Below are 23544 nucleotides of genomic sequence, written 5' to 3' on the forward strand. Positions count from 1 at the left end.
GCTGTACCGTTTTTTCGTCGGGGGGGCTGATGAAGCTTGAGCTGATCCGGCCGCGGCTGTTTCGCCTGGCGATCATGGCCGCGCATCTGCTGCGCCGGGAGCGACCGCAACTGGACTTCGGTAGGCGTTGCCGCTTTGACAAGGCCTGCTCGATCAAGGTGGGCAAGCGCTCGGTGCTGCGCCTGGGCGACAAGGCCGCCCTGCGCGGGGGCTGTGTCATCGATCTGGCCCGGGAAGGCAGTCTGACTCTCGCCGATCAGGCCGAGATCCGCCACTACGCGATCATCGAGTGCGGCGGGCGGGTGTCGATCGGTCGGCGCTCGGTCATCGGCGCCTACAACTGGCTGCAGGGCTCGGGCGAGATCGACATCGGAGACGACGTGATCATCGGGCCTGGGGTGCGGATCATCTCCACCAGCCACGATGTCAGCGATCCCGACCTGCCGTTCTCCCGTCAGCCGTTGATCTCCGGGAGCGTGCGGATCGGCAGCAACGTCTGGATCGGCGCCGACGTGGTGATCCTCACCGGGGTGCGCATCGGCAAGAATGTCGTCATCGGCGCGGGATCCCTGGTGACCCGCGATCTGGAGGATGGCGGCATCTATGTCGGTACGCCGGCCCGACGAGTCAAGGAAGTCCAGTCGAACCTATGAACAGCTATCTCTTCACCCTTGCCGTTGGTGTGCAGGACCGTCCCGAGCGCTGGGGCAGCGTCTCGGGCTACTACTTGAATCTGGCGCGCAGTCTGCAGCGCCTGGGGCATCGGGTGACATTCGCCCTCAATCCGCAGATCCGCAGCAGGAAAGCCTTCGCAGCTCATGAGTGTCACGGGGTCGCCGACCATGCCGCGCTCGATGAGCTGCTGTCCGGCGAGCGCTTCACCCATGCCTTCATCTGGGGCGGGCGTCTGGACGCCGACCGGGAAACCCGGGCTCGCCTCGAGGCCCATGGTGTGAAGGTGCTGTTTTCCGAGCTGGGCTGGTTCCCCCAGGCCGGCACGGTGTATTTCGATACGAGCGGCACCAATGCCGAGGTGAGTTTCAGCGGTCGCCACTACGACGACTGTCTGCCGGCGGCGCGCAAGGAGTTCAACAAGCGGCGCCGCGAGTTCTACCGCAAGAAGGCCGGCTTGGGCTTCTTCGCCTCGCCGCCGCCGTTCGCGATCAAGGCGCCGGATCTCGACAAGCCCATCCTCGTGCCGCTGCAGGACGAGAGCGACACCAACATCACCCTGGCCTCGCCCTTCCGGCGCATGGCCGAGTTTGTCGACTGCTTGGCGCAGAGCTACCCGGCCTATCGCTTCGTGGTCAGGCCGCATCCGAGCGCGCCGGTGGCCAACCTGCCGTGGCACGCCAACGTCAGCTATCAGGAAAGCTCCGTGGATGTGTACCGGACCATGGCCGACTTCGGCCTGGTGGTCGGCATCAACTCCACGTTGCTGCTCGAGGCGGCGATGATGAACATGCCGGTCGTGGCTTTCGGCAAGGGCATAGGCACGGGCACCGGGGTGTTCCATGAGCTGGAAGCGGGGGACTTGCCCGACGGCTTGGAGCAGGTTGGCATCGACTCGCGCAAGGCGGAGGCCTACCTGGCCTTCCTGATCGGCCAGCGGCAGTTGTTCAAGCCTGATCTGCGCTCGGCGCGGCAGGTGCGCAAGAGTTACCTGGGTGACCTGCTGGGCCTCTGACTGATGACGGTGAGTAAATGAACGCCAATGCCGCCCTTGCCGGGCACGACAACAACTTCAATCTGCTGCGCGTGCTGGCGGCTTTCGCCGTGCTCTACAGCCACAGTTATGCCCTTACCGACGGCAAGGGCGCAGGCGAGCCTTTGCGCGCTCTGCTGGGCATGAGCCTCGGTGGAGTTGCGGTCGATATCTTCTTCGTCATCAGCGGCTTTCTGGTCTGCGGCAGCCTGTTGCGCCGCCAGTCGTCTGTCGACTTCCTCAAGGGACGTTTCTATCGCGTGTTCCCGGCGCTGCTGGTCATGGTGACCTTGACGGTGCTGCTGCTGGGGCCCTGGCTGACCCGGCTGTCCTTGGCGGAGTATTTTTCCAGCAAGGAGGTATTCAAGTACTTCTACAAGAACGTCACCCTGCTGGGAGGGGTGACCTACAAGCTGCCGGGCGTGTTCGAGAGCAACCCCTATCCCCTGGCCGTCAACGGCTCGCTGTGGACGCTGCCGCAGGAGCTGCGCATGTACGGCTACCTGCTGGGCTTGTGGCTGTTGCTCGGGCTGCTGCGCGAGCGGCGGATGCAGGCGTTCCGAGTCGCGGTGCTGGTGGTCTGCGTCGCGGCGGTCGTCTTGCGCCTGGTCGAGATTGCCCAGGGGGCTCCGGACGATCCGACGCTGCGCCTGCTTTCCATGTTCTTTGCCGGTGCCGCCTTGCAGATAGGCCGGCGGCATGTGCCGATGGATTGGCGGGTCTTCCTGCTGATGCTGGCCGGGCTGCTGGGGGCGGCGTTCGACCCCCGTGCATTCGCGGCGCTATTCGTGTTGGTCCTGCCGTACATGGTGCTGTTCCTGGCCTATGTGCCGGGTGGTCGCGTCCGCGCCTACAACCGCTGTGGAGACTATTCCTACGGTCTCTACCTGTATGCCTTCCCCTTGCAGCAGGCCCTGGCGGCCCTGCTGCCCGGCATCGGCTTGTGGAGCATGGTCGTTCTGGCCACGCTCGGCGCGCTGCTATGCGCGCTGGGCTCCTGGCACTGGGTCGAGAAGCCGGCGCTGACGCTCACCCGGGCCAAGGCGCCGCAACCCGACGGGCGCGCGGCCGTCGGCGCCTGACGCGCCGACGCAAGCCCCGCCGGACGTCGGGGCGGAGCTGGCCTATTGCCGATCTCCTTGTTCTTCCCACTGGAAGCCTTTCTCCAGCCCTTTCAGGCGATAGGGGCGACCTTCCTCGCGTCCTTGCTCGATGTAGTGGGCGTAGAGATTGCTGCCTCGGCGGGGAAGATCGGGGTTGAGCAGGGCATAGGAGGCCGGATCGAAGTTCAGCGGCAGGCGGCGCCAGAATAGGCGCAGGGCCAGATTCATCAGTTTGCGCAGCGGGTTGCTGCTCGGCTTGTAGCGCAGGGTCTGCTTGAAGAACGCCAGAAGGTGAGCGATATCCTGCGGGTCGATGTGGGCGGAAGACTCCGTGCGGTCACGCGGGGTAGTGGCAAGGGCTTCGCCGGCCGGCAGGCGCAGGTTGATGCTGGCGAGGGTTGCACGGTACGCCTCCAGCAGCCCGGCGTGCGTCTCGCGATCGTAGAAGGTGTCCCTGCCCTGCGACGGCTGTCTGAGCAGGAACTCGACGAACAATGCGCCGATCGGCGATCCCTTGAACTCGCAGTTGATCTGGATGATCAGGTTCGCCTGGGATGCGGTCAGCGACTTGTTGAAGATCCTGCCGCTCGCTTCCGCAGCGGGCCGTTCGCGGTCAAGCTCGATGCCAGAGGTGTTCAGAAAGGCGGAAATCACGTCCTTCTTGCTGCGGTCGTAGTTGATTATCCGGAAATCCTGGAAGTACCTGTCGAAGTTCCGGTAGCCGTCGAGCATTTCGATATCCCCGGCACGGGTTCTCGTTTCGACATCCTGCCTGAAGTCGTCGCAGGCCCCGCTTCTCTTGACGCGCTGCTTCCAGGAGGAGCAGACGAAGTCGAAGGGATCGCGTACGAAAGCGACCACGCTCACGTCGAAGTCGCGGGTCTTCTCGGCCAGCAGCGCGACATGTTCTTCGGGGAACTGCGAGAACACCTCTCCGGAAAACAGCGTGCAGGGTTTGTCGGATTGACGGGCGGCCTCGATCATGTGATCGAAGAGTCGATTGAAGTCCTGATGGTACTTCACGACTCCCTTCTCGGTGTCCACATAGTCGAGATCGTAGAGGAGTTGCACGATATTGCCGGAGCACAGTCCCTTGTCGATATAGGATTGTGGCTCCGGGCTGGGATAGTGCACTCCTGCGCGCGCCAGCAAGGGCACGGAGGCGCTCATGAACGACTGCAGTGCCGAGGAGCCGGTCTTGGGGAAGCCAATGTGGAGGATCAGTTTTTTGGGGTTGGGCATGGATGCTCCCGCAGGGCGCCTGAGAGGGTTCTTGATGCGTGAGGGCGGCAGTCTCAGATGCCTGTCAGCACGGTTCCGAGATCGCTTTTCCAGTCGGACGCTGGAATCCGGCAGGCGTCGTGCAGCTTGCTGTCTCCAGCACCGAAGTCGGCGCATTTGTACTGGAAGTCAGCGATCTCGCTGAGCACGCAGAAACCGTAGGCATGGCCGGCAGAGTCGCTTCGATGACCTTCATCGGGCAGCCTTGTCTTGCGCGGCGGTGTGGCGAGCCAATTGCTCGGCCGACAGCGGGTCCTGACGGTCGGACATCGGCTGGTCGGCGATCGGCAGCGATGCCTTGCAGGCGCCCGGGGTGGCCAGGGGCCGGCGGGTGGCGAAGTTGCCGGCGGAGACGATGCCTATCATGGTGCGGTGCTCTGCTCTGCGGGCTTCTGCGCGAGGACCGAGCGAATGTGCGCGACGCACTGCTTGACATCCATCTGCGTGGTGTACAGGACGATTTCGGCATCGGCCGGAGCCTCATAGGGGGAGTCGATACCGGTGAAGTCGCGGATCTTGCCCTCCCGTGCCTTCTGGTAAAGGCCCTTGGGGTCGCGCTTTTCGCACTCTTCCAGAGGCGTATCGACGAACACCTCGATGAACTCGCCTTTGCCGAACATGGCGCGTACCCGCTCGCGATCCTCGCGGAACGGCGAAATGAACGCGGTCACCACGATCAGCCCGGCGTCCACCATCAGCTTGGCTACCTCGCCGATGCGGCGAATGTTTTCCGCCCGGTCGGTGGCGCTCATGCCCAGGTCGCGGTTCAGTCCCTGGCGCACATTGTCGCCGTCGAGCAGGAAAGTATGCTGGCCGGATTGATGCAGCTCCAGCTCCAGGGCGTTGGCGATGGTCGACTTGCCCGAGCCGGACAGACCGGTCAGCCAGATGCAGCATGGACGTTGCTGGAGGCTGGCGGCGCGCATGGCTTGACTGACCTGGGTGCGGTGCCAGACCACCTCCGACTTGCTGTCGTGTACGCGATGTTCGTAAACGATGCCGGTTGCCTCGGCGGTGCTGGCCGGCAACCAGGCCGAATGCGGCTCGGCACAGACCATGAAGAAGGGGTTGAGCAGGCTGTCGGGGCGCTGGTTGTAGCGCAGCGGCTGCAGGTCGGGCCAGGACAATACCCGCCCGCCGGCGGCACTGACCACGGCATGAGCGGCCGCGGTGTCCCACTCACTGGTCGGTCCCAGGCGCGGGTAGAGATCGGCTCGACCTTCGGCTACCAGACACAGCTTGAGCGAGCTGCCCATGCTTACCAGCTCGGCGTCGGGCAGGTCGGCCATGAAGGTATTGAACTCGGGCGAGGCGTGCGAGCGGCTGCCGACCACTCGCCATGGCTGGTGATCGCCGGGCAGCGGCGCCACGCGAATGGGCTGGGCTGGCTCCCGACCTACCGATTTGAATGCCCCACTCTCGCGAGCGGCCCAGTAACTGACGGCCAAGGCTGGCGCATGCACCACGCCCATGACCGGCTCGCCCTCTTCGATCAGGGCGATATTGACGGTGAATTCACCGTTCTTCTTGATGAACTCCTTGGTGCCGTCGAGCGGGTCAACCAGCCAGTAACGGCTCCAGCGGCAGCGTACCTCGCCGTCGATATCCGCCGCCTCCTCCGAAAGGACGGGAATTTCCGGCGTCAGTGCGGTGAGCGCGTCGAGGATGTGTCGATGGGCCAGCAGGTCAGCCTCGGTCAGGGGGCTGGCATCCGGCTTGTCCTGCACGCTGAAGTCGCGCTGGTAGACCGTCATGATGAGTTGGCCAGCGCTTTCGGCTATATGGCGGACGGCTTGAATATCGATCATGGAGTGCTCGTGAAAGGTGCGGTGAGGCGCGTTAAGTCGGTTCCGGGCAGCGATTGCCAAGCTGTCTGGGTGGGCCGTGAGATCAACCGTGTGCGCTCGCAGGCCTGTGGTCCAGCCAGCCATAACGTTGCCTGGGGGCGTTGCCCGTCAGCCCATGCTGCCGCCATGGCCGACTGCCGATTTGAAGGTTTCTTGCGCCACGGGGCCTGGTGGACGCGCGCTTGCCGTTGTCGAGATTGGCGAACTCGTGGCCGGTGCTCGAGCGCAGGTGGCGAAACATGTCAGAACCGATGAAGCCGACACCGCCGGTGACGAGGGTTTTCATGGGGCAGGGCCAATAGCAGTTGGGGTGAAGAAATGCTGTCGCCAGACTGGCAGGCGCTTCCGTTGCAGCCCGCAGGATAATTGTCCGGTGCCGGAGCGGCAACATGAACCCGGCGTGCGGCCAGCACGTCAGGGATGGCGCGGTGCTATAATGCCGCGCTTTGAAGTGATGGTCGGGGCGCAGTGACGAGCAGGCAGGCCTGGTTTCGGCACGCAGTATTCATGGGGGGAGATGTGCCGAGGATTTCTGCTGCTGGCGCAGGGGGCGAGGGCTTCCGTAGCGACATCAATGGCCTGCGCGCCTGGGCCGTGATGGCTGTAGTACTTTATCACTTCAATGTGCCCGGGTTCAGTGGCGGCTTTGCCGGGGTCGATGTCTTCTTCGTGATCTCCGGCTTCCTGATGGCCGGAATCGTGGTCGGCGGTCTGGATGGCGAACGTTTCAGCCTGCCGGACTTCTATCTGGCTCGCGCCCGCCGGATCCTGCCAGCGCTGATCGTGCTGGTCGGCGTGCTGCTGGTAGTCGGCTGGTTCCTGCTGATGCCGCGGGAATATCAGACCTTGGGCAAGCATGCGCGCGAGAGCCTGCTATTCAGCTCTAACCTGCGTTATCTCGCTGAAGCCGGCTACTTCGATGTCGCCTCCCATGAGAAGTGGTTGCTGCATACCTGGTCGCTGTCGGTCGAATGGCAGTACTACCTGATTTATCCGCTGGTTCTGCTCGTGCTTGCCAAGCTGCTGCCGGGGCGACGGGCGTTGCTCGGCGCGCATGTCCTGGTGCTGATGGCATCCTTCGTCCTTTGTCAGGTGCTGAGCACCGGCAAGCCGAGTCAGGCCTTCTTCCTGCTGCAGGCTCGTGCCTGGGAGCTGTTGCTCGGTGGTATCGTGTTTTTGCTGGGAGGGCGGCTGCGCCCGTCCGGTCGCGGCGTAGCCCTGCTCGAGTCGCTGGGGATCGCCCTCGTCGTCGCTGCCATCGTGCTGATCGATGCCGGCGCACGCTGGCCGGGTAGTGCCGCGTTGCTGCCCACGCTGGGCGCGGCTCTAGTTCTGCTGGCGCGGCGGCAGGGCTCGCCGTGGACCGGCAGCGGGCTCGCGCAGTGGCTGGGTACGCGCTCGTACTCCATCTATCTGTGGCACTGGCCGCTGGCGGTCGGACTGGTCTACTTCGAACTCGAGCAGGCGCCGTTGTGGGTCGGTGCCGGCCTGATGGCTTCGCTCTTGCTGGGGCATGCATCCTATGCTCTGGTCGAGGTGCCCGCACGGCGCTGGCTGGCGAAGAAGAGCAACGTACGCAACGCCGTCTGGCTGGTTGCATGTGTCGTCGTGGTTGCGGTGTCCGCCCAGTTGGTGCGCCGCAGCGGCTTCCCCGAGCGTCTGCCCGAGGCGGTTGCGCGAATCGAGGCGGAGCGGCACAACCGCAATCCGCGTATCGACGAGTGTCTCGCGGCGGACGCTTCCTGCATTTATGGCGGGAAACAGGTCGGCGCCCTGGTCATCGGCGACAGTCACGCCGATGCCGTGGTGAATGCGGTGGCGGCCAGCCTGCCCGGTGCGGAGCAGGGGGTCTACTTCAAGGGGCTGAGCGGCTGCCTGACGGTCTTTGCTGCCCAGTGGGCAGGCGAGGGCAGTCGGGACGAGTGCGCTGGCCTGAAGAAGGAATTGGCCGCAGGCCTGGATAAGTTGTTTCCCGGCAAGCCGATCATCCTGATCAACCGCACCTCGCTGTATGCGATGGGCGAGTTGCCCGCACCGGGGGTCAAGAACCCCGGCAAGCCGCTGGTGTACTTCTCGCGGCCGGCGGCGACGCAAACGCCCGAGTACCTAGAGGAGTTTCGGCGCAACTATGTGGAAAGCGTCTGCCAGATGAGCCGGCAGCATCCGCTCTATCTGGTACGGCCCATTCCGGAAATGCCCGATAGGGTTCCCCAGGTGCTGGGGCGAGCCATGCTGCTTGGCAAGCAGGGCGAGGTTTCCATTACCCGCGATGAGTACCGCCAGCGCCACGCCTTCATCTGGGCCGTTCAGGACGAGGCGGCGCAGCGCTGCGGGGCGCAGATCCTCGATCCTTTGCCGTACCTGTGCGATCGGGAGAAGTGCTACGGCAGTCGAGATGGTTGGCCGCTGTATGTCGACGACGATCACCTGAGCGAGTTTGGCAACCGTCTGCTGGTGCCGATGTTCGCTCAAGTGTTTGCCCTGCTCGCTGCGCAGGCGCCGCACTGACTCGTTTGCGTCGAAAGGGCTTGCGCTGGCCCCGAAGTGTCCGTGTGCATGGCGCAGATGGTCGGATGTTATGATGCTGCGCTCGGTGTTTCATCCGGATTGATCGTTAGGGCGCGGTGAGGAGCAGGCAGGGCTGGTTTCGGCACGCTGCATCCATGGGGGTAATGTGCCGAAAGTTTCTGCAGCTGCGGCGAGCGGCGACGGTTTCCGTGCCGACATCAACGGCCTGCGCGCATGGGCCGTGGTGGCGGTGGTGCTCTATCACTTCAATGTGGCGGGGTTCGCCGGCGGCTTTGCCGGGGTCGATATCTTCTTCGTGATTTCCGGCTTCCTGATGGCCAGTATCGTCGTCGGCGGTCTGGATACAGGCCGTTTCAATCTGCCCGGCTTTTACTTGGCGCGCGCACGGCGAATCCTGCCGGCGCTGTTGGTGCTGGTGTTCGCCGTGCTGGTGGTCGGCTGGCTCCTGCTGATGCCGAGCGATTACCAGACCCTCGGGCGCCATGCCCGGGAGAGCGTGCTGTTCAGCTCCAACCTGCAGTATCTCTCCGAGTCCGGCTACTTCGATGCCGCCTCCCACGAGAAGTGGCTGTTGCATACCTGGTCGCTGTCGGTCGAGTGGCAGTTCTACCTGATCTATCCGCTGCTCCTCATGCTGTTGGCCCGCGTGCTGCCGCAGTCGCGGCCGCTGCTGGCGGTGCATCTGCTGGCCTTGTCGGCTTCCTTCGCGTGGTGCCTGCTGCTCACTTTCGAGCAGCCGGTGCGGGCGTTCTATCTGTTGCCGTCGCGGGCCTGGGAACTGCTGCTGGGCGGCAGCGTCTTCCTGCTGGGGCGGCAGATGCGTCTGCCGGAGCGCTGGCCGGCCCTCGTCGAGGGACTCGGCATCGCCTTGGTCGCTGCGAGCATTGCCCTGATCGACGCGTCCCTGCCCTGGCCCGGCGCCCTGGCTCTGCTGCCGACCGTCGGCACGGCGCTGGTGTTGCTGGCGGGCAGGGCGTCGTCGCCCTGGACCGGGAGCGCTGCGGCGCAGTGGCTGGGCACCCGTTCCTACTCGATCTACCTGTGGCATTGGCCGCTGGTGGCCGGGCTGGTCTATTTCGACCGACACAACGAGGTGGCCTGGATCGTGGTGGGGCTGGCGCTCTCACTAGTCATGGGCCACGTCTCCTATGTTCTGGTCGAGGTGCCGGCGCGTCGCTGGTTGGCGAGCCGGACCAATGTGCGCAGTGCCGTCTGGCTGGTTACCTGTCTGGTCGTGGTCGCGGTGTCCGCCCAGCTGGTTCGGCGCAGCGGTTTCCCCGCGCGCCTGCCCGAGGTGCTGGCCCGGGTCGAGGCCGAGCGGCACAACAAGAATCCGCGCCAGGACGAGTGCCTGAGCGCCGACGCGCGCTGCATCTTCGGCGGGCAACAGGTTCGCGCGCTGGTTGTCGGCGACAGCCATGCCGACGCTCTGGTGACGGCGGTGGCCGCAGCCTTGCCGGGGAGCGGCGAGGGCGTGTACTTCAAGGCCGAGAGCGGTTGCCTGTTCGTCTTCGGCGCCAAGTGGGCCGGCAAGGGCGAGCGGGACGACTGCCGGCGTCTGCTGGAGGAGGTGGTCGCCGGGCTGGACAGCCTGTATCCGGGCACGCCGCTGATTCTGATCAACCGGACGACGGCCTATGCGCTGGGGGAGCTGCCGGCGCCCGGCGGCAAGCCGCCGCACCCGATGGTGTATTTCTCGCAGAAGGCCGATGGCAACGATCCCGCGTTTCAGGCCGAGTTCCGCCAGCACTACCTGGATACGGTCTGCCAGCTGGCACGGCATCGCCCGCTGTACCTGCTCAGGCCGGTGCCGGAAATGCCGGCCGATGTGCCCAAGGCCGTCGGGCGGGCGATGCAGCGTGGCTTGCCGCATGAGGTGTCGATTACCCGTGACCAGTACCGCCAGCGTCATGCCTTCGTCTGGGGCCTGCAGGACGAGGCGGCCCGTCAGTGCGGCGCGCACATCCTGGATCCGCTGCCCTATCTGTGCGACGAGCAGTACTGCTACGGCAGCCGCGACGGGCTGCCGCTGTATGTCGATGACGACCATCTGAGCGAAACCGGTAACCGTCGCCTGGTGCCGATGTTCGCTCGGGTGTTTACCGATCAGTCAGCGCCGGCAGGTTCTCCGGCCATGGCCCAAAAGCGATAACCCGATACTTTGCAACGCACGTTTGGCACCGAACGACATGAGGTTTCCATGCTGCAACGTTTAGCCCTGCATTTGCGCAATCTGGCCTACAAGAATCGCCGCACGATCAAACCCGGCAACCGGCTGGAGCTGCCGAGCAGCAGCGAACGCAACCTGAAGAAGGTGACGATCAAGCTGGGTGGGCGCAACAACCGGCTGATCATCGGTGAGAACGTCGAGCTGACCCATTGCGAGATCCGTCTGGATGGGGAGGACAATCTGATCGAGATCGGTGCCAACGTGCGTTTCAGCAGCGGCAAGATCTATCTGCGCGGGACCAGGGGGCAGCACATCCGCTTCGGCGCGGACACTACCGTCGAGGGCGCCTACCTGCTGGTCGACGAGGCGGCCAGTATCGATATCGGGCGTGACTGCATGTTCTCTACCGATATCATCATCCGGACCGGAGACAAGCACTCGATCCTCGATGCGCAGACCGGCGCGCGCCTCAACCCCTCGCGGGATATCCGCATCGCCGATCGCGTGTGGATCGGTCGCGATGTGCAGATCCTCAAGGGGGTAGTGCTGCACCCGGAAACCGTGGTGGCTACCCGCTCGCTGGTCAGTCGCGCATTCGATGAGGGCAACTGCGTGGTCGCCGGGGTGCCGGCCAAGGTGGTCAAGCGCGGTACGCGCTGGGACCGCCGGCGGCTGTAGGTTCGGCTCAGGCCTTGGGTGCGTCTGCGCAGGCCTGCTTGTAGGCCGCCAGCAGCGCCTGCCAGGGAAAATCGTCGATCCTGCTGCGCTGCAGATAACCCTGCAGGTGGGCCAGGTTGCGTTTGACCAGTCCCGCGCCCAACGGGCCGCGCTTGAAGCGCATGTCGAGAAAGTCGATCAGGCCGAAGCCGCCATCGGGCAGGCGCAGTACGTTGCCCAGGTGCAGCGAGCGGAAATAGATGCCGCGCCGGTGCAGCGAGTTGATGAAAACGGCCAGCTCAGGCAGCAGGGCGTCGAACTCTTCGCGCGACTGCTGGTACAGGCGATCCAGCGAGGTGCCGGGCAACGGCGTATAGAGGCAGGCGCTGACCGCCTGGGCGCGATCCACCCAGAAACACTCGCCCACCACCGGTGCGCGCACCTTGCGCGCCTGCAGCTGGAGTGCGTTGGCGGCAAAGCGGCAGGCCTGCGGCTTCAGGCCCGCCAGCCACAGGCGTCGCCGGGGGCGGAAGATCTTCAACAGCTGGCCGTCGCTCAGGCGTATCACCTTGGGGCCGCGACCATCCCGCTCCAGGACCACGCCCTGGTCCAGCCACTGTTGCCATTCGTTCGCTGTTACAATCCGCATCCGTTTTCTCTAGCCAGTCACAAGGGGCCACGCCATGGCCGGTTCCGTCGGACAATCCGATCTGAAGGTTTACCTGCGTCTGCTGAAATACGTGCTGCCCTACTGGGTCGCCTTCGCTCTCAGCATCGCCGGCTTCCTGCTGTTCGCTTCCAGCCAGCCGATGCTGGCGCATATGCTCAAGTACTTCCTCGACGGTCTGCAGAGCCCGAACGGTGCCGAGCTGCTCGGTATTCCGCTGATGCATGGCGTGCCGCTGGCGATTGTACTCATTGCCGTCTATCAGGGCATAGGTTCGTTCCTCGGCAACTACTTTTTGGCCAAGGTGGCTCGCGGCGTGGTGCATGACCTGCGCTGCACCTTGTTCGACAGCCTGCTGAACCTGCCCAACCGCTACTACGACAACCACAACTCCGGCCACCTGATCTCGCGGATCACCTTCAACGTGACCATGGTCACCAGCGCAGTCACCGATGCGATCAAGGTGGTGATCCGCGAAGGCATGACGGTGATCTTCCTGTTCGGCTACCTGTTGTGGATGAACTGGAAGCTGACTTTGGTGTTGCTGGCGATCCTGCCGCTGATCGCGCTGATGGTGTCGATGGCCAGCAAGAAGTTCCGCAAACAAAGCAAGAAAATCCAGGAAAGCATGGGTGATGTCACCCACATCGCCTCGGAAACCATCCAGGGCTACCGCGTGGTGCGCAGCTTCGGCGGTGAAGCCTACGAACAGGCACGCTTCCGCCAGGCCAGCAGCGACAACATGGGCAAGGGCATGCGCATGATTCGCACCCAGGCGATCTATACCCCGAGCCTGCAGTTGGTGATCTACACCGGCATGGCCGGCCTCATGTACATGGTGCTTTTCCTGCGCGGCGATGCGACCGCCGGCGATCTGATCGCCTACATCACTGCCGCCGGCCTGCTGCCCAAACCGATCCGCCAGCTGTCCGAAGTCAGTCCCAACATCCAGAAGGGCCTGGCGGCGGCCGACAGCATCTTCGGCCAGCTCGACGAGCCGCCGGAAACCGATGCGGGCACTGTCGAGCGCGAGCGTGTCATTGGCCGTCTTGAGGTGAGGAGCCTCAGTTTCGCCTATCCGCAAACCGACAAGCAGGTACTGCGCGACATCAGTTTCAGCGTCGAGCCGGGACAGATGGTCGCGCTGGTCGGCCGTTCCGGCAGCGGCAAGTCGACCCTGGCCAACCTGATCCCGCGCTTCTACCAGCACGGCGAGGGGCAGATCCTCCTCGACGGGGTGGAGGTCGAGGACTACACCCTGCGCAACCTGCGCCGGCATATCGCCCTGGTCACCCAGCAGGTGACGCTGTTCAACGACAGTGTGGCCAGCAACATCGCCTACGGCGATCTGGCCGGGGCGCCGCGCGAGGCCATCGAGAAAGCGGCCGCGGACGCCTACGCCAAGGAGTTCATCGACAAGCTGCCGCAGGGCTTCGATACCGATGTCGGCGAGAACGGCGTGCTGCTTTCCGGTGGTCAGCGCCAGCGTCTGGCCATCGCCCGTGCGCTGCTCAAGGACGCGCCGTTGCTGATCCTCGACGAGGCCACCTCGGCACTGGATACCGAGTCCGAGCGGCATATCCAGGCGGCGCTGGACCGGGTCATGCAAGGTCGCACCACTCTGGTCATCGCCCACCGCCTGTCCACCATCGAGAAGGCCGACCTGATCCTGGTGATGGATCAGGGCCAGATCGTCGAGCGCGGTACCCATGCTGAACTGCTGGCGCAGAATGGCCACTATGCGCGGCTGCACGCCATGGGCCTGGACGAAGGCCGCGAGGCGACCCTCTGATGCTGGGATCCCTGCGCTTCTGGCGCGAGCGCGGCTGGAGCGAGATATCTGCGGCCGACTACGCGACGGCCTGGCAGCGTTTCGGCGGCAGCGTCGCCACCCATCCGCAGGTGGTCGAGCGCCTGGCCGGTCTGGCGGGCATTCCGGTACGTTACTTGGGCTGGTCGGTGAACGGCGAACTCCAGGCGGCCATCCCCACCTGGGGCCGGCACATCGCCTTGGCCAAGGACGTGCTCAAGCGTCAGGGCAAGCGCGGGCTGTTCGACCTGGGCAACGCCGAGCTGATCCTGCCGGTGGCGGAGGGCGTCTGTGTGCCGCTGCGCCATCGGGCGCGCTATGTCTCCGCGCTGAATGCCGAGCGCTTCAGCACCCTGCGCGAGCAAGCGGAAGGCTTGGCGCTGGCCCGCGCGCCCGAGGATTACAGCAAGAAGTTTCGTTACAACCAGCGCCGCGAGCAGCGTCTGCTGGAAGAGGCGGGCGGGGCGATCCGGCCGATGCTCGAGCTGTCGCCCGGCGAGCAGGCCGCGATCTATACCGAGTTGTTCGAGCGCCGCTGGGGATTCGCTGTGCCGGGCAAGGCGCACTTGGGCGAGGTGTTCGCCCTGCTGCGCGAGTTCATGACTGGTTCGCTGGTCTATCTGGACGATGCGCCGGTGGCGATCCAGATCCTCTATCGGGTCGAGGCGCCGCAATGGGTCTCGCTGGAATACATCAACGGCGGCGTCGATCCGCAGCAGCGCGAGTTCAGCCCCGGCAGCGTGCTGAGCTTCGTCAATACCCAGGCCGCCTGGGAAGAGGCTCGCGCCCTGGGCAAGCCGCTGCGCTACTCCTTCGGTCGCGCCGACCGCGAATACAAGGATCGCTGGTGCCACCGGGTGCCGGTCTATCAGGTGTGAAAATCCGATGACAGCCCGCAAGCAGCAACTGCTCAAACGTCATCGGCGGCACAAGCGTATCGCCTTGCTGATCGCTCTCGTGCTGCTGGCGGTGCTGGGCATCGCCGTCGCCTGGTGGCTGGTGCCGCTGCTGCTGGTGCTGGGCTGGATCGGCCACGAGGCCTGGTTCGCCGACCATCTGTTCTATGCGCCGCAGGACGACTACCGCTATGCCTTCCCGCCTGGCACCTCGATGCTGCCGCTGCGCCTGCAAGAGGGGCATGCCCTGCTGGAGGGCGAGATCGGCGCTGCCGACACGCTGATTCTCGAGCTGCGGGTGAGCGCCGGCTGGCTGGGGCGTTGGGTCGATCCGCAGGTATGGATCGGCGACGACCGTCAGGATTTCGAGCGTGGGGTGGACGGGGTGCGTTACCTCAATCTCTCCGGTCAGGGCGCGGCCTTGTGTGCGGGGCAGTTGCGTATCCGCGGACGCTTCTGTCGGCTGGCGGCCAGTGGCACCCTGCATGTCATGAACAACCTCGACTACACCGGGCGGCGGGTGCTGATCATCGCTCCACATGCCGACGACGCCGAGCTGGCGGCCTTCGGCCTGTACAGCCGGGCGCGCGAGGTGGCCATCGTCACCCTGACCCAGGGCGAGATCGAGGCGCAGAAGTACCGGGCACTCGGTCTGGATTCGGCGGCAGCGGCGCGGCTCAAGGGGCGTCTGCGCAGCTGGGACAGCCTGGCCGTGCCGCTGTGGGGCGGGGTGCCGTCGAGCCGCTGCGTGCAGCTCGGCTACTACTGCCTGCAGCTGCCGGCGATGGCCGCCGAGCCGGCGCAGGCGTTCGGCTCGCGCGAATCCGGCGAGACGGATATCCGCAGCGTGCGCCGGCACAATCCGCTGGCGTTGCCCGGCGATGCCGACGGCCGGCCGACCTGGGGCAATCTGGTCGCCGATCTCGCCGCGCTGCTCGAGCGCTTCCGTCCGGAAGTCGTGGTAACACCGCACCCCGAACTCGACCCGCATGCCGACCATGTCGCCGCCACCCGCGCATTGCTCGAGGCTGTCGCGGCCAGCGCCTGGCGCCCGGAGAGCCTGCTGCTCTACGCCAACCACCTGCACGACAACGACCGCTGGCCGATGGGCCCGGCCGGAGGCGGCATCGCCCTGCCGCCGGCCATCGAGCCGCTGCCGGCCGATGGTTTGTGGAGTCCGTCCCTTAGCGCCGAGGTGCGGCTGGACAAGGCCATGGCGCTGGCCATGCAGCATGACCTGCAGGGGCCGCTGCCACTCAAGCGTCGCCTGCGTCGCCTGATTCAGCGTGTCCTCGCCGGCCGCCGCTGGCCGGCCACCGGCGAAGACGAGTTCTTCCGCAAGGCCGTGCGTCGACACGAGCTGTTCTGGGTCAGAACGCTGTAGTTGCTGCGCCTGCCGGGAGGAGGGGCGCGGCTCGATGACGGGCGCGGTGCCTTCTGCCTGGCATGCTATGATCCTCGCCGTTTTTTCTTGTGCTCCGGAGCTCCCGATGAAGCTGTCCATGCCCCGTTTCGATCAGGCTGCCGTGCTGGTGGTCGGTGATGTCATGCTCGACCGTTACTGGCATGGCGCCACCAGCCGCATCTCGCCGGAAGCGCCGGTGCCGGTGGTCAAGGTCGAGCAGATCGAAGATCGTCCGGGCGGCGCGGCCAACGTCGCGCTGAACATCGCCGCTCTCGGGGCGCCGGCCTGGCTGGTGGGAGTCACCGGGCAGGACGAGGCCGCCGCCAGTCTGGCCGAGCGCCTGCAGGCCGCTGGCGTCTCCGCACACTTCCAGCACATCGCCAGCCAGCCGACCATCGTCAAGCTGCGGGTGATGAGCCGCCACCAGCAACTGCTGCGCCTCGACTTCGAGGAGCCGTTCGCCACCGATGCCGACGCGCTGCTCGCCCAAGTCAATGCACTGTTGGACCAGGTCAAGGTGCTGATCCTCTCCGACTACGGCAAGGGCGCGCTGCAGAACCACCAGGCGCTGATCCAGGCGGCGCGCGCACGCGCGGTTCCGGTGCTGGCCGATCCCAAGGGCAAGGACTTCTCCATCTACCGCGGCGCCAGCCTGATCACCCCCAACCTCGCCGAGTTCGAGGCGGTGGTCGGTCGCTGCGCCGACGAGGCCGAGCTGGTGACCAAGGGCCTGGCGCTGCTGGCCGAGCTGGAGCTGGGCGCACTGCTGGTGACCCGCGGCGAGCACGGCATGACCCTGCTGCGCCAGGGCTTCCCCGCTCTGCACCTGCCGGCACGCGCCCGTGAGGTGTTCGACGTCACCGGTGCCGGCGATACCGTGATTTCCACCTTGGCCAGCGCCCTGGCCGCCGGCGAGGAACTGCCGCAGGCGGTGGCCCTGGCCAACCTGGCGGCCAGCATCGTGGTCGGCAAGCTGGGCACCGCCTCGGTCAGCGCCCCCGAACTGCGCCGCGCCGTGCAGCGCGAGCAGGGCGTAGGCCGCGGCGTGATGAGTCTCGACCAGCTGCTGACGGCCCTCGAGGACGCCCGTGCCCACGGCGAGAAGGTGGTGTTCACCAACGGCTGCTTCGACATTCTCCACGCCGGCCATGTCTCCTACCTGGAGCAGGCCCGTGCGCTGGGCGACCGCCTGGTCGTGGCGATCAATGATGATGCCTCGGTGACTCGCCTGAAGGGGCCTGGCCGGCCGATCAACAGCGTCGATCGGCGGATGGCGGTGCTCGCCGGTCTGGGCGCGGTGGACTGGGTAGTCAGCTTCAGCGAGGACACCCCTGAGGCGCTGCTCGAGAAAGTGCGCCCGGATGTGTTGGTCAAGGGTGGCGACTATGGGTTGGATGGCGTTGTGGGTGCAGCGATCGTGAATGCTTACGGTGGCGAAGTGAAGGTGCTGAGCTTCGTTGACAGCTGCTCGACCACCGCGATTGTTGAAAAGATCCGGGGCTGAGGTCGTGTGAGGGCATGCTTGCCCATTATGGATATAAGCCCCCTCACTAAGGGAAGGGTGGTGGCTGTCTGAAATTAGAGCGCCCCCTTTTTGCCATTGATTTAAGCAGTTAGACTCTTGGCTCTCTTCGATTGCCGCTCAAGGACGACTGCTTCATGGCAATGATTAGGACGGCTAGCACCTCCGGCCTCGCTCAGCGCATTCATGATGCCGCCACCGACAGCCTTGGGGATGCCCAGTGGGTGGCAGAGAAGGTCTGGTATACCGCTGGCGAGTTGCGCGTCCGGGGTAGCGGTGACGCCGAGGAGACAGGGCCTACGGCTGTTTCCAGTGGCTCTGCGTGTGTTTATCCTGGAGCTGGCCTCGACTCTGGCATTCATCAGTACACCTTCTACGGATTCGACCAGGACCAACCCTCCAGCGCAAATGCTTCCCGCAGGGAGATCGATGTCGAGCTCCGCGGTGAGAGCGAAGTCGAGACCGGTGTGGCCAAGCTCGAGGACTTCCGGTTCTATCGCGATCAGAGCCTTGATCTTTCCGGCTACTCCAGCACGGTGATGATCAAAGAGTCCAATGGCGGCTACCGCGAAGACAAGAGTTACTCCCTCAGCTTCGCTAGCAATTCCCGCTACGACGGAAGCATCGCGGAAAACTATATCTATGCGGCTGACTCCGAGGTTCACGATAACGTTACTGTTATTTCTCTGCCAGGCAGCGGCGATAATAGCCAGCGGGCAGCAGCCTGCGACCACTTGCTTGTGGCTGCCAATCAAAGTGGCCAGCAGATCGTGGTCGGCTTCATCAACGAGGACAAAAAAGCTGGCTATGTATTCGTCGACAATGATGGCGTTGCCGGTGTTGATATGGCGACCCGGTTGGTCGGTGTAACTAGTGACGGCAAGATTTCACCGGCGGGTGTTGGACGCGTAATTTCAGCTGCGGCGAATGACTTTAACTGCCAGCACTGTGCTGGTTTTGGTTTTTATGAAACGACATGGATGAGGTGTTGACATGGCTGTAGTAAAAAGTGCGGATACTTACAAGCTCACGAGCGTGTTTTTGGAGGGTGCATCAGACGCTGTTGAGGATATTGGCTGGGCGGCTGAAACAGCCTTTGAAGCGGCGGAGATAGTACGGGGAGGGGAGGGGGCTGTACAGGTTTCCTCTGGATCTATAACGCTCCAGGAAGAGGGGAGTGACGCCTATGGCGCCTGGAGTACCTCGGGTAGTCTCTCTGGCAGCTATATGAATGATCCTGACAATGCAGTCGCCCGTTCCCTGAAACTCTCGTACAGCGATAAAGGGGGTGACGCCGCCTATGGCGAGGTCTGGCAGGAAAATGGCAATGTTGCTCTGAATCTCGCGTTCAACCCCTATCAGGGGGATGTGGTTAGCCTGTATGGGGGTAGTGATAAGTGGTCGGAGAGTTACTCTTATGACAACAGCTACGGCGATGGATCTTCTAGTGAGAGTGGTTCTTTCAGCTTCTCCGGTAACTTGAGTTATCAGTCGGTTTATAATGAATATTATGATTCGTACTATGACGAATTCTACGGGTGGTGGGACGTCGCGCTCCTTCCTGGTAGCGTAATCAATAGCGTGAAGTCGTCCGGTAGCGAGGTGTGGGACGAATATAACGAGGATTATGTTGGTTCCGGGAATATCAAGACATCTCTTGCGCTTACCAGTAATGCCGGTTTCGGGGTTTCTGCAGAGGGCTTCTCGGGCAGTATTGACTCCATCAGTTTTTCTGCAAAGGGGAACTACTCCTATTATGATCAGGCGTACCTGGTGGACGAGTCCTACAAGGCTACTGGCAGCACTCCAGGCCTGACTGATGCACTGAATCAGGGTGACTTCGACGCTATCCGTCAGGCACTGTTCTCTGGTAATGACAAACTCACTGCCTCAAACAAGCAGGGCAGCTTCCTGCAGGCCGGGGCCGGCAACGACACCATTACTGGCGGCGCTGGCGGCGACTACCTCGATGGCGAGTCGGGCAACGACAGCCTCAAGGGCAGCGCGGGCAACGACGAGTTGCGCGGCGGCACTGGTGCCGACAAGCTGCAGGGCGCCGCCGGCAACGACACCTTCGCCTTCGCCGCTGGCGACTCCAATCCGGAGGCCCGCGACACCATCCAGGACTTCAAGACCGGCCAGGACACCATCAGTTTCGACTTCCTGGCGACCCAGGACGACGTGACCCTGCTGTCGGGCAAGCAGTCCAGCTATAACGCGCTGCTGGTCAATGCCGAGGCGGCCTTTGCCGAGGGAGCGATGGTGGTGTTCGGTTATGATGCCAAGTCGGGCTACGTGCTGGTCGACAGCGATGCCGACCAGGCGCTAGACATGGTGATCGCGCTGACCGGCATCAAGAGCAACAGCAAAATCGCCGTTAGCGACTTCAGCTTCGAAGCTCTGGCGTGATGCTTCACTGAGAAGGCCGCGGCGCTTGCCGCGGTCCTTCGCTCTCGCCCCGAGTCGCTCCGCTCGGGGCGCCTTCCACGATTCATTTGATGCTCCCTGGTATAGCTGCGGCCCCTCGCGGTTGAGTCTGCGCTAAGTGGACTTCATGTGCGGGGTAGCGGAGAGCACTCGCCGCTCCTTCGCCGAGGCCAGTCTGGAGGCGTTGTTGCTCGGTGCGCAAGCGCCCTGTGCCGGCGGAGAGCGTTGGTATTCGGGTATGATGCCGCAGCGGGCTACGTGATTGCCGATAGTGATGGAAACCAGGAGGCCGATATGGTGATCAAGCTGGCCGGTATCAGGAGCGATACCAGGATTGCCGCTACCGATATTGTCTACTCCGTCCCTATCGTCGTTTGAGGTCCCCCCCCCGGAAGCGGCGTCAGCCTTGGCGTTGCTTTTTCGTATCTGCAGCAGAGTCGAGTCATGTAAACATGCCGCACGTCGCCAAATCCGACCTCGAAGCCGCCCTGCTTGCCTGCAGGGAAAGCTTTCTGTCCGTCGGCTTCTTCAGTCTGTTCGTCAATTTCCTGATGCTCGTGCCTGCCTTCTATATGTTGCAGGTATACGACCGGGTGATCGGTTCGGGCAGCGAGTCCACGCTGCTGATGTTGACCCTCATCCTGTTGCTGCTGCTCGGCACCATGGGTGCCCTGGAGTGGGTGCGCTCGCGGATCATGGTGCGCATCAGTACGCGCCTCGACACCCTGCTCGGTCAGCGGCTGTACGATGCCAGTTTCCGCCAGGCTCTGTATTCAGGGGGGATGAACGCCTCCGCACAGCCGCTCAGCGATCTGACCGGGCTGCGCCAGTTTCTCACCGGCAACGGCCTGTTCGCATTCTTCGATGCCCCCTGGTTGCCGATCTATCTGGCGGTGATGTTCGTCTTCCACCCCTGGTTCGGCTGGTTCGGCGTGCTCTGCTCGGCCATGCTGGTGGCGCTGGCCTGGGCCAACGAGCGCCTGACCAATGGCGTGCTGAAGGAGGCGAACAAGGAGAACCTGGCCGCCACGGCGTTCACCAACAAGAACCTGCGCAACGCCGAGGTGGTGGAGTCGATGGGCATGCTGCCGCAGCTCCGTCGGCGCTGGCAGGCGAAGAACGACAGGGTGCTGGCCCTGCAGGGGCTTGCCAGCGATCGCGCGGGTACGGTCACGGCGCTGTCCAAGACCTTCCGCCTGCTGGTCCAGTCGCTGATCCTGGGGCTGGGAGCCTATCTGGCGCTCGAGCAGGAGATCAGTCCCGGTCTGATGATCGCCGGTTCCATTCTACTGGGCCGGGCTCTGGCGCCGATCGATCTGATGATCGGCGCGTGGAAGGGCTTTTCCTCGGCTCGTTCCCAATACGAGCGCCTGAACGAGCTGCTGGTGAAGGTCGCCGCCGAGCCCGAGCGCATGTCGCTGCCGGCGCCCAAGGGCGAACTCTCCGCCGAGACGTTGATGGTCACGCCGCCCGGTGCCCAGCAGCCGGTGATCCGCGGGCTCGCTTTCCGCGTCGCTGCCGGTGAGGCGGTCGGCCTCATCGGCCCGAGCGGAGCGGGCAAGTCGACCCTGGCCCGGGCGCTGCTGGGGATCTGGCCGGCCGCGCATGGCAAGGTGCGTCTGGACGGCGCCGATATCTTCAGCTGGAAGCGCGCCGAACTGGGGCCGTATATCGGCTATCTGCCGCAGGACATCGAGCTGTTCGAAGGCAGTGTCGGCGAGAATATCGCCCGCTTTGGCGATCTCGATCCGGTCGCCGTGGTGGAGGCTGCGCGCCTGGCCGGCGTCCACGAGTTGATCCTGCAGTTGCCGCAGGGCTACGACACCGTGATCGGTGCCAGCGGTGGCGCGCTCTCCGGCGGCCAGCGTCAGCGTATCGGCTTAGCGCGCGCGGTGTACGGCAAGCCCCGGCTGATCGTGTTGGACGAACCCAACTCGAATCTTGACGACCAGGGCGAGCGTGCCCTGGCGGCCGCTTTGCGCCAGTTGAAGGAGGCCGGTACGACCCTGTTCGTGATCTCCCACCGTCCCAGCGTGCTGGCCTCGGTGGACAAGCTGATGGTGTTGCGCGAGGGGACGCTGGCCCTGTTCGGTCCCCGCGACGAGGTGTGGGCGGAGCTGCAGAAGGCGCAACAACAGGCCGCTGCCGTGCAGCGTAGCGTGGCCGGCAATGTGTGACGGATGGATGTGATGGAAGCAGAAATGGACAAGACCTTGCCTGCGGTCGGCGCTGAGAAGGCGCTGGTAGTGCCGGTCGACGACCGGCCAATCCGTTGGATCGGTTACGCGATCCTTTTCGTGACCTTCGGATTGTTCGGCTCGTGGGCGACCCTGGCACAGCTTGACAGCGCCGCTCTGGCGCCGGGCGTAGTGACGGTCAAGGGCTATCGCAAGACCATCCAGCACCTGGAAGGCGGCATCGTCAAGGCGCTGCACGTGCGCGACGGCGACATGGTCAAGGCCGGGGATGTGCTGATCGAGCTGGACGGCACCCAGGCGCTGGCCGAGCAGGAGATGGTGCGCAGCCAGCTGATTGCGGCCCGGGCGCTGGAGGCGCGGTTGCTGGCCGAGCGCGACGATGTGGCGGTGCTGTCCTTTGCGGCGACGGATGCCGGCGATCCGCGCGTCGTCGAGGCTCGCGAGGGCGAGCGGCAGATTTTCCGCGCCCGCCGCAACTCCCGGCTGGGCGAGATCGACGTGCTGGAAAAGCGCGTGGTGCAGCTCAACGAGCAGATCCGCGGTTTCACTGCGGTGATTGCCGGCAAACAGGAGCAGGCCGCCTCCTATCAGGATGAGGTCGGCGACCTGAGTGCCTTGCTCAAGGAGGGCTTCGTCGACAAGCAGCGCCTGCGCGAGCAGGAGCGCAGCCTGTCGCGCTTGCGCTCGGAGATCGCCGACCTGCAATCCTCGATTGCTCAGGCGCGCCTGCAGATCGGCGAAACCCAGTTGCAGATTCTGCAGTTGAACAAGGATTTCGTCGCCGAAGTAGTGAACAAGCTGGCGGAAGTGCGGACCCAGGTATTCGATCTGAGCGAGCGCCTCGCCGCGGTCGAGGATCGCGCCAGACGCACCCAGATTCGAGCTCCCGAGTCCGGCATGGTGCTGGGCATGCAGGTGCATACGGTCGGCGGCGTCATCAGTCCGGGGACGCCGCTGCTGGATATCGTTCCGGCCAGCGAGGATCTGATCGTCGAGGTGCAGATTTCGCCGATGGACATTGATCGGGTGAGCGTCGGCAAGCTGGCGGATATCCGTTTCAGCGCCTTCAAGAGCGCTACCACGCCGGTGATCGAGGGGCAGCTGACCCAGGTGTCGGCCGACCGTCTGGTCAACGAGCAATCGGGGGCGGCGTATTACCTGGGGCGCGTCGCGCTCACCGACAAGGGCCGCAAGGATCTCGGCGCGCTGCTGCTGGTGCCGGGCATGCCGGCGGAGGTGCTGATCAATACCGGCGAGCGTACGTTGTTGAATTACCTGGTCCAGCCGGCCACCAACGCGTTCGCCCGTTCGCTGATCGAGGATTGAT

Annotated in this window: 20 protein-coding genes; 14 read left to right on the forward strand and 6 right to left on the reverse strand. The window is 64.3% G+C overall.

Annotated features, from left to right (window positions below):
* Positions 1 to 29: 29 nt before the first annotated feature.
* From KRX52_RS12355 to KRX52_RS12365, 3 genes are read left to right on the forward strand one after another with little or no spacing between them, the layout of a single operon-like run.
* Positions 30 to 653 carry an acyltransferase gene (locus KRX52_RS12355; protein ID WP_217682031.1) on the forward strand — a complete coding sequence of 208 codons (624 nt, stop codon included), beginning with the start codon at positions 30 to 32 and terminating at the stop codon, positions 651 to 653.
* Complete coding sequence (locus tag KRX52_RS12360; protein ID WP_217682032.1) at positions 650 to 1687, forward strand: hypothetical protein; 1038 nt, start codon at positions 650 to 652, stop codon at positions 1685 to 1687. Before KRX52_RS12355 ends, KRX52_RS12360 begins: the two co-directional genes overlap by 4 nt.
* Positions 1688 to 1704: 17 nt before the next feature.
* The gene (locus KRX52_RS12365; protein ID WP_217682033.1) at positions 1705 to 2787 is read left to right on the forward strand and encodes an acyltransferase family protein; all 1083 of its coding nucleotides are present in this window, start codon (positions 1705 to 1707) and stop codon (positions 2785 to 2787) included.
* Positions 2788 to 2829: 42 nt separating this feature from the next.
* On the opposite strand, the gene KRX52_RS12370 is transcribed toward KRX52_RS12365, so the two are convergent.
* The 5 genes from KRX52_RS12370 to KRX52_RS12385 all read right to left on the reverse strand — a co-directional run bounded on the left by KRX52_RS12370 (position 2830) and on the right by KRX52_RS12385 (position 6222).
* Positions 2830 to 4050, reverse strand: coding sequence for a hypothetical protein (locus tag KRX52_RS12370; RefSeq protein WP_217682034.1), 1221 nt, complete (start codon positions 4048 to 4050; stop codon positions 2830 to 2832).
* A 53-nt stretch (positions 4051 to 4103) separates the two neighbouring features.
* Complete coding sequence (locus tag KRX52_RS20980) at positions 4104 to 4238, reverse strand: hypothetical protein (RefSeq protein ID WP_302850375.1); 135 nt, start codon at positions 4236 to 4238, stop codon at positions 4104 to 4106.
* 43 nt (positions 4239 to 4281) lie between these two features.
* Positions 4282 to 4455 (reverse strand): hypothetical protein, encoded by a 174-nt coding sequence (locus KRX52_RS12375; protein WP_217682035.1) that lies wholly within the window; start codon positions 4453 to 4455, stop codon positions 4282 to 4284.
* The gene (gene cysQ, locus KRX52_RS21080; protein ID WP_217682036.1) at positions 4452 to 5897 is read right to left on the reverse strand and encodes a 3'(2'),5'-bisphosphate nucleotidase CysQ; all 1446 of its coding nucleotides are present in this window, start codon (positions 5895 to 5897) and stop codon (positions 4452 to 4454) included. Before cysQ ends, KRX52_RS12375 begins: the two co-directional genes overlap by 4 nt.
* Before the next feature lie 82 nt (positions 5898 to 5979).
* Complete coding sequence (locus KRX52_RS12385; protein WP_217682037.1) at positions 5980 to 6222, reverse strand: NAD-dependent epimerase/dehydratase family protein; 243 nt, start codon at positions 6220 to 6222, stop codon at positions 5980 to 5982.
* 233 nt (positions 6223 to 6455) lie between these two features.
* On the opposite strand from KRX52_RS12385, the gene KRX52_RS12390 reads away from it, so the two are divergent.
* The 3 genes from KRX52_RS12390 (at position 6456) to KRX52_RS12400 (ending at position 11313) form a co-directional block, all read left to right on the forward strand.
* Positions 6456 to 8444: an acyltransferase family protein gene (locus tag KRX52_RS12390; protein ID WP_367890542.1), complete on the forward strand. Its 1989-nt coding sequence runs from the start codon at positions 6456 to 6458 to the stop codon at positions 8442 to 8444.
* Between the two features lie 166 nt (positions 8445 to 8610).
* A complete protein-coding gene (locus KRX52_RS12395) occupies positions 8611 to 10617 on the forward strand; it encodes an acyltransferase family protein (RefSeq protein ID WP_217682039.1) in 2007 nt (668 codons plus the stop codon).
* A gap of 48 nt (positions 10618 to 10665) precedes the next feature.
* Positions 10666 to 11313, forward strand: a complete 648-nt coding sequence (locus KRX52_RS12400) for an acyltransferase (RefSeq protein WP_217682040.1) — start codon at positions 10666 to 10668, stop codon at positions 11311 to 11313.
* 7 nt (positions 11314 to 11320) lie between these two features.
* Here KRX52_RS12400 and KRX52_RS12405 read toward each other — a convergent pair whose 3' ends face one another.
* A complete protein-coding gene (locus KRX52_RS12405; protein WP_217682041.1) occupies positions 11321 to 11941 on the reverse strand; it encodes a BUD32 family EKC/KEOPS complex subunit in 621 nt (206 codons plus the stop codon).
* 34 nt (positions 11942 to 11975) lie between these two features.
* Here KRX52_RS12405 and msbA point away from each other — a divergent pair, with 34 nt between their 5' ends.
* The 8 genes from msbA (at position 11976) to KRX52_RS12445 (ending at position 23543) form a co-directional block, all read left to right on the forward strand.
* Positions 11976 to 13751, forward strand: coding sequence for a lipid A export permease/ATP-binding protein MsbA (gene msbA, locus KRX52_RS12410; protein ID WP_217682042.1), 1776 nt, complete (start codon positions 11976 to 11978; stop codon positions 13749 to 13751).
* Complete coding sequence (locus KRX52_RS12415) at positions 13751 to 14647, forward strand: GNAT family N-acetyltransferase (RefSeq protein ID WP_217682043.1); 897 nt, start codon at positions 13751 to 13753, stop codon at positions 14645 to 14647. Before msbA ends, KRX52_RS12415 begins: the two co-directional genes overlap by 1 nt.
* Before the next feature lie 7 nt (positions 14648 to 14654).
* Complete coding sequence (locus tag KRX52_RS12420; protein WP_217682044.1) at positions 14655 to 16049, forward strand: PIG-L deacetylase family protein; 1395 nt, start codon at positions 14655 to 14657, stop codon at positions 16047 to 16049.
* Between the two features lie 106 nt (positions 16050 to 16155).
* Entirely contained in the window at positions 16156 to 17574 is a 1419-nt protein-coding gene (gene hldE / locus KRX52_RS12425; RefSeq protein WP_217682045.1) for a bifunctional D-glycero-beta-D-manno-heptose-7-phosphate kinase/D-glycero-beta-D-manno-heptose 1-phosphate adenylyltransferase HldE, read from the forward strand.
* Positions 17575 to 17729: 155 nt separating this feature from the next.
* Positions 17730 to 18584 (forward strand): hypothetical protein, encoded by an 855-nt coding sequence (locus tag KRX52_RS12430; protein WP_217682046.1) that lies wholly within the window; start codon positions 17730 to 17732, stop codon positions 18582 to 18584.
* Between the two features lies 1 nt (position 18585).
* Positions 18586 to 20001, forward strand: a complete 1416-nt coding sequence (locus tag KRX52_RS20985) for a calcium-binding protein (protein WP_217682047.1) — start codon at positions 18586 to 18588, stop codon at positions 19999 to 20001.
* Between the two features lie 470 nt (positions 20002 to 20471).
* A complete protein-coding gene (locus tag KRX52_RS12440) occupies positions 20472 to 22196 on the forward strand; it encodes a type I secretion system permease/ATPase (RefSeq protein WP_217682048.1) in 1725 nt (574 codons plus the stop codon).
* Between the two features lie 24 nt (positions 22197 to 22220).
* A complete protein-coding gene (locus KRX52_RS12445; RefSeq protein WP_254797549.1) occupies positions 22221 to 23543 on the forward strand; it encodes an HlyD family type I secretion periplasmic adaptor subunit in 1323 nt (440 codons plus the stop codon).
* The last annotated feature ends 1 nt before the right edge of the window (position 23544 follow it).

Source organism: Geopseudomonas aromaticivorans (assembly GCF_019097855.1).
Classification (GTDB): Bacteria; Pseudomonadota; Gammaproteobacteria; order Pseudomonadales; family Pseudomonadaceae; genus Geopseudomonas; species Geopseudomonas aromaticivorans.

What these genes read in the sequence shown, in the direction of transcription:
- KRX52_RS12355 (WP_217682031.1), top strand. Translation starts at nt 30, where the DNA reads ATGAAGCTTGAGCTGATCCGGCCGCGGCTGTTTCGCCTGGCGATCATG.
- KRX52_RS12360 (WP_217682032.1), top strand. Translation starts at nt 650, where the DNA reads ATGAACAGCTATCTCTTCACCCTTGCCGTTGGTGTGCAGGACCGTCCC.
- KRX52_RS12365 (WP_217682033.1), top strand. Translation starts at nt 1,705, where the DNA reads ATGAACGCCAATGCCGCCCTTGCCGGGCACGACAACAACTTCAATCTG.
- KRX52_RS12370 (WP_217682034.1), bottom strand. Translation starts at nt 4,050, where the DNA reads ATGCCCAACCCCAAAAAACTGATCCTCCACATTGGCTTCCCCAAGACC.
- KRX52_RS12375 (WP_217682035.1), bottom strand. Translation starts at nt 4,455, where the DNA reads ATGATAGGCATCGTCTCCGCCGGCAACTTCGCCACCCGCCGGCCCCTG.
- cysQ (WP_217682036.1), bottom strand. Translation starts at nt 5,897, where the DNA reads ATGATCGATATTCAAGCCGTCCGCCATATAGCCGAAAGCGCTGGCCAA.
- KRX52_RS12385 (WP_217682037.1), bottom strand. Translation starts at nt 6,222, where the DNA reads ATGAAAACCCTCGTCACCGGCGGTGTCGGCTTCATCGGTTCTGACATG.
- KRX52_RS12400 (WP_217682040.1), top strand. Translation starts at nt 10,666, where the DNA reads ATGCTGCAACGTTTAGCCCTGCATTTGCGCAATCTGGCCTACAAGAAT.
- KRX52_RS12405 (WP_217682041.1), bottom strand. Translation starts at nt 11,941, where the DNA reads ATGCGGATTGTAACAGCGAACGAATGGCAACAGTGGCTGGACCAGGGC.
- msbA (WP_217682042.1), top strand. Translation starts at nt 11,976, where the DNA reads ATGGCCGGTTCCGTCGGACAATCCGATCTGAAGGTTTACCTGCGTCTG.
- KRX52_RS12415 (WP_217682043.1), top strand. Translation starts at nt 13,751, where the DNA reads ATGCTGGGATCCCTGCGCTTCTGGCGCGAGCGCGGCTGGAGCGAGATA.
- KRX52_RS12420 (WP_217682044.1), top strand. Translation starts at nt 14,655, where the DNA reads ATGACAGCCCGCAAGCAGCAACTGCTCAAACGTCATCGGCGGCACAAG.
- hldE (WP_217682045.1), top strand. Translation starts at nt 16,156, where the DNA reads ATGAAGCTGTCCATGCCCCGTTTCGATCAGGCTGCCGTGCTGGTGGTC.
- KRX52_RS12430 (WP_217682046.1), top strand. Translation starts at nt 17,730, where the DNA reads ATGGCAATGATTAGGACGGCTAGCACCTCCGGCCTCGCTCAGCGCATT.
- KRX52_RS20985 (WP_217682047.1), top strand. Translation starts at nt 18,586, where the DNA reads ATGGCTGTAGTAAAAAGTGCGGATACTTACAAGCTCACGAGCGTGTTT.
- KRX52_RS12440 (WP_217682048.1), top strand. Translation starts at nt 20,472, where the DNA reads ATGCCGCACGTCGCCAAATCCGACCTCGAAGCCGCCCTGCTTGCCTGC.
- KRX52_RS12445 (WP_254797549.1), top strand. Translation starts at nt 22,221, where the DNA reads ATGGACAAGACCTTGCCTGCGGTCGGCGCTGAGAAGGCGCTGGTAGTG.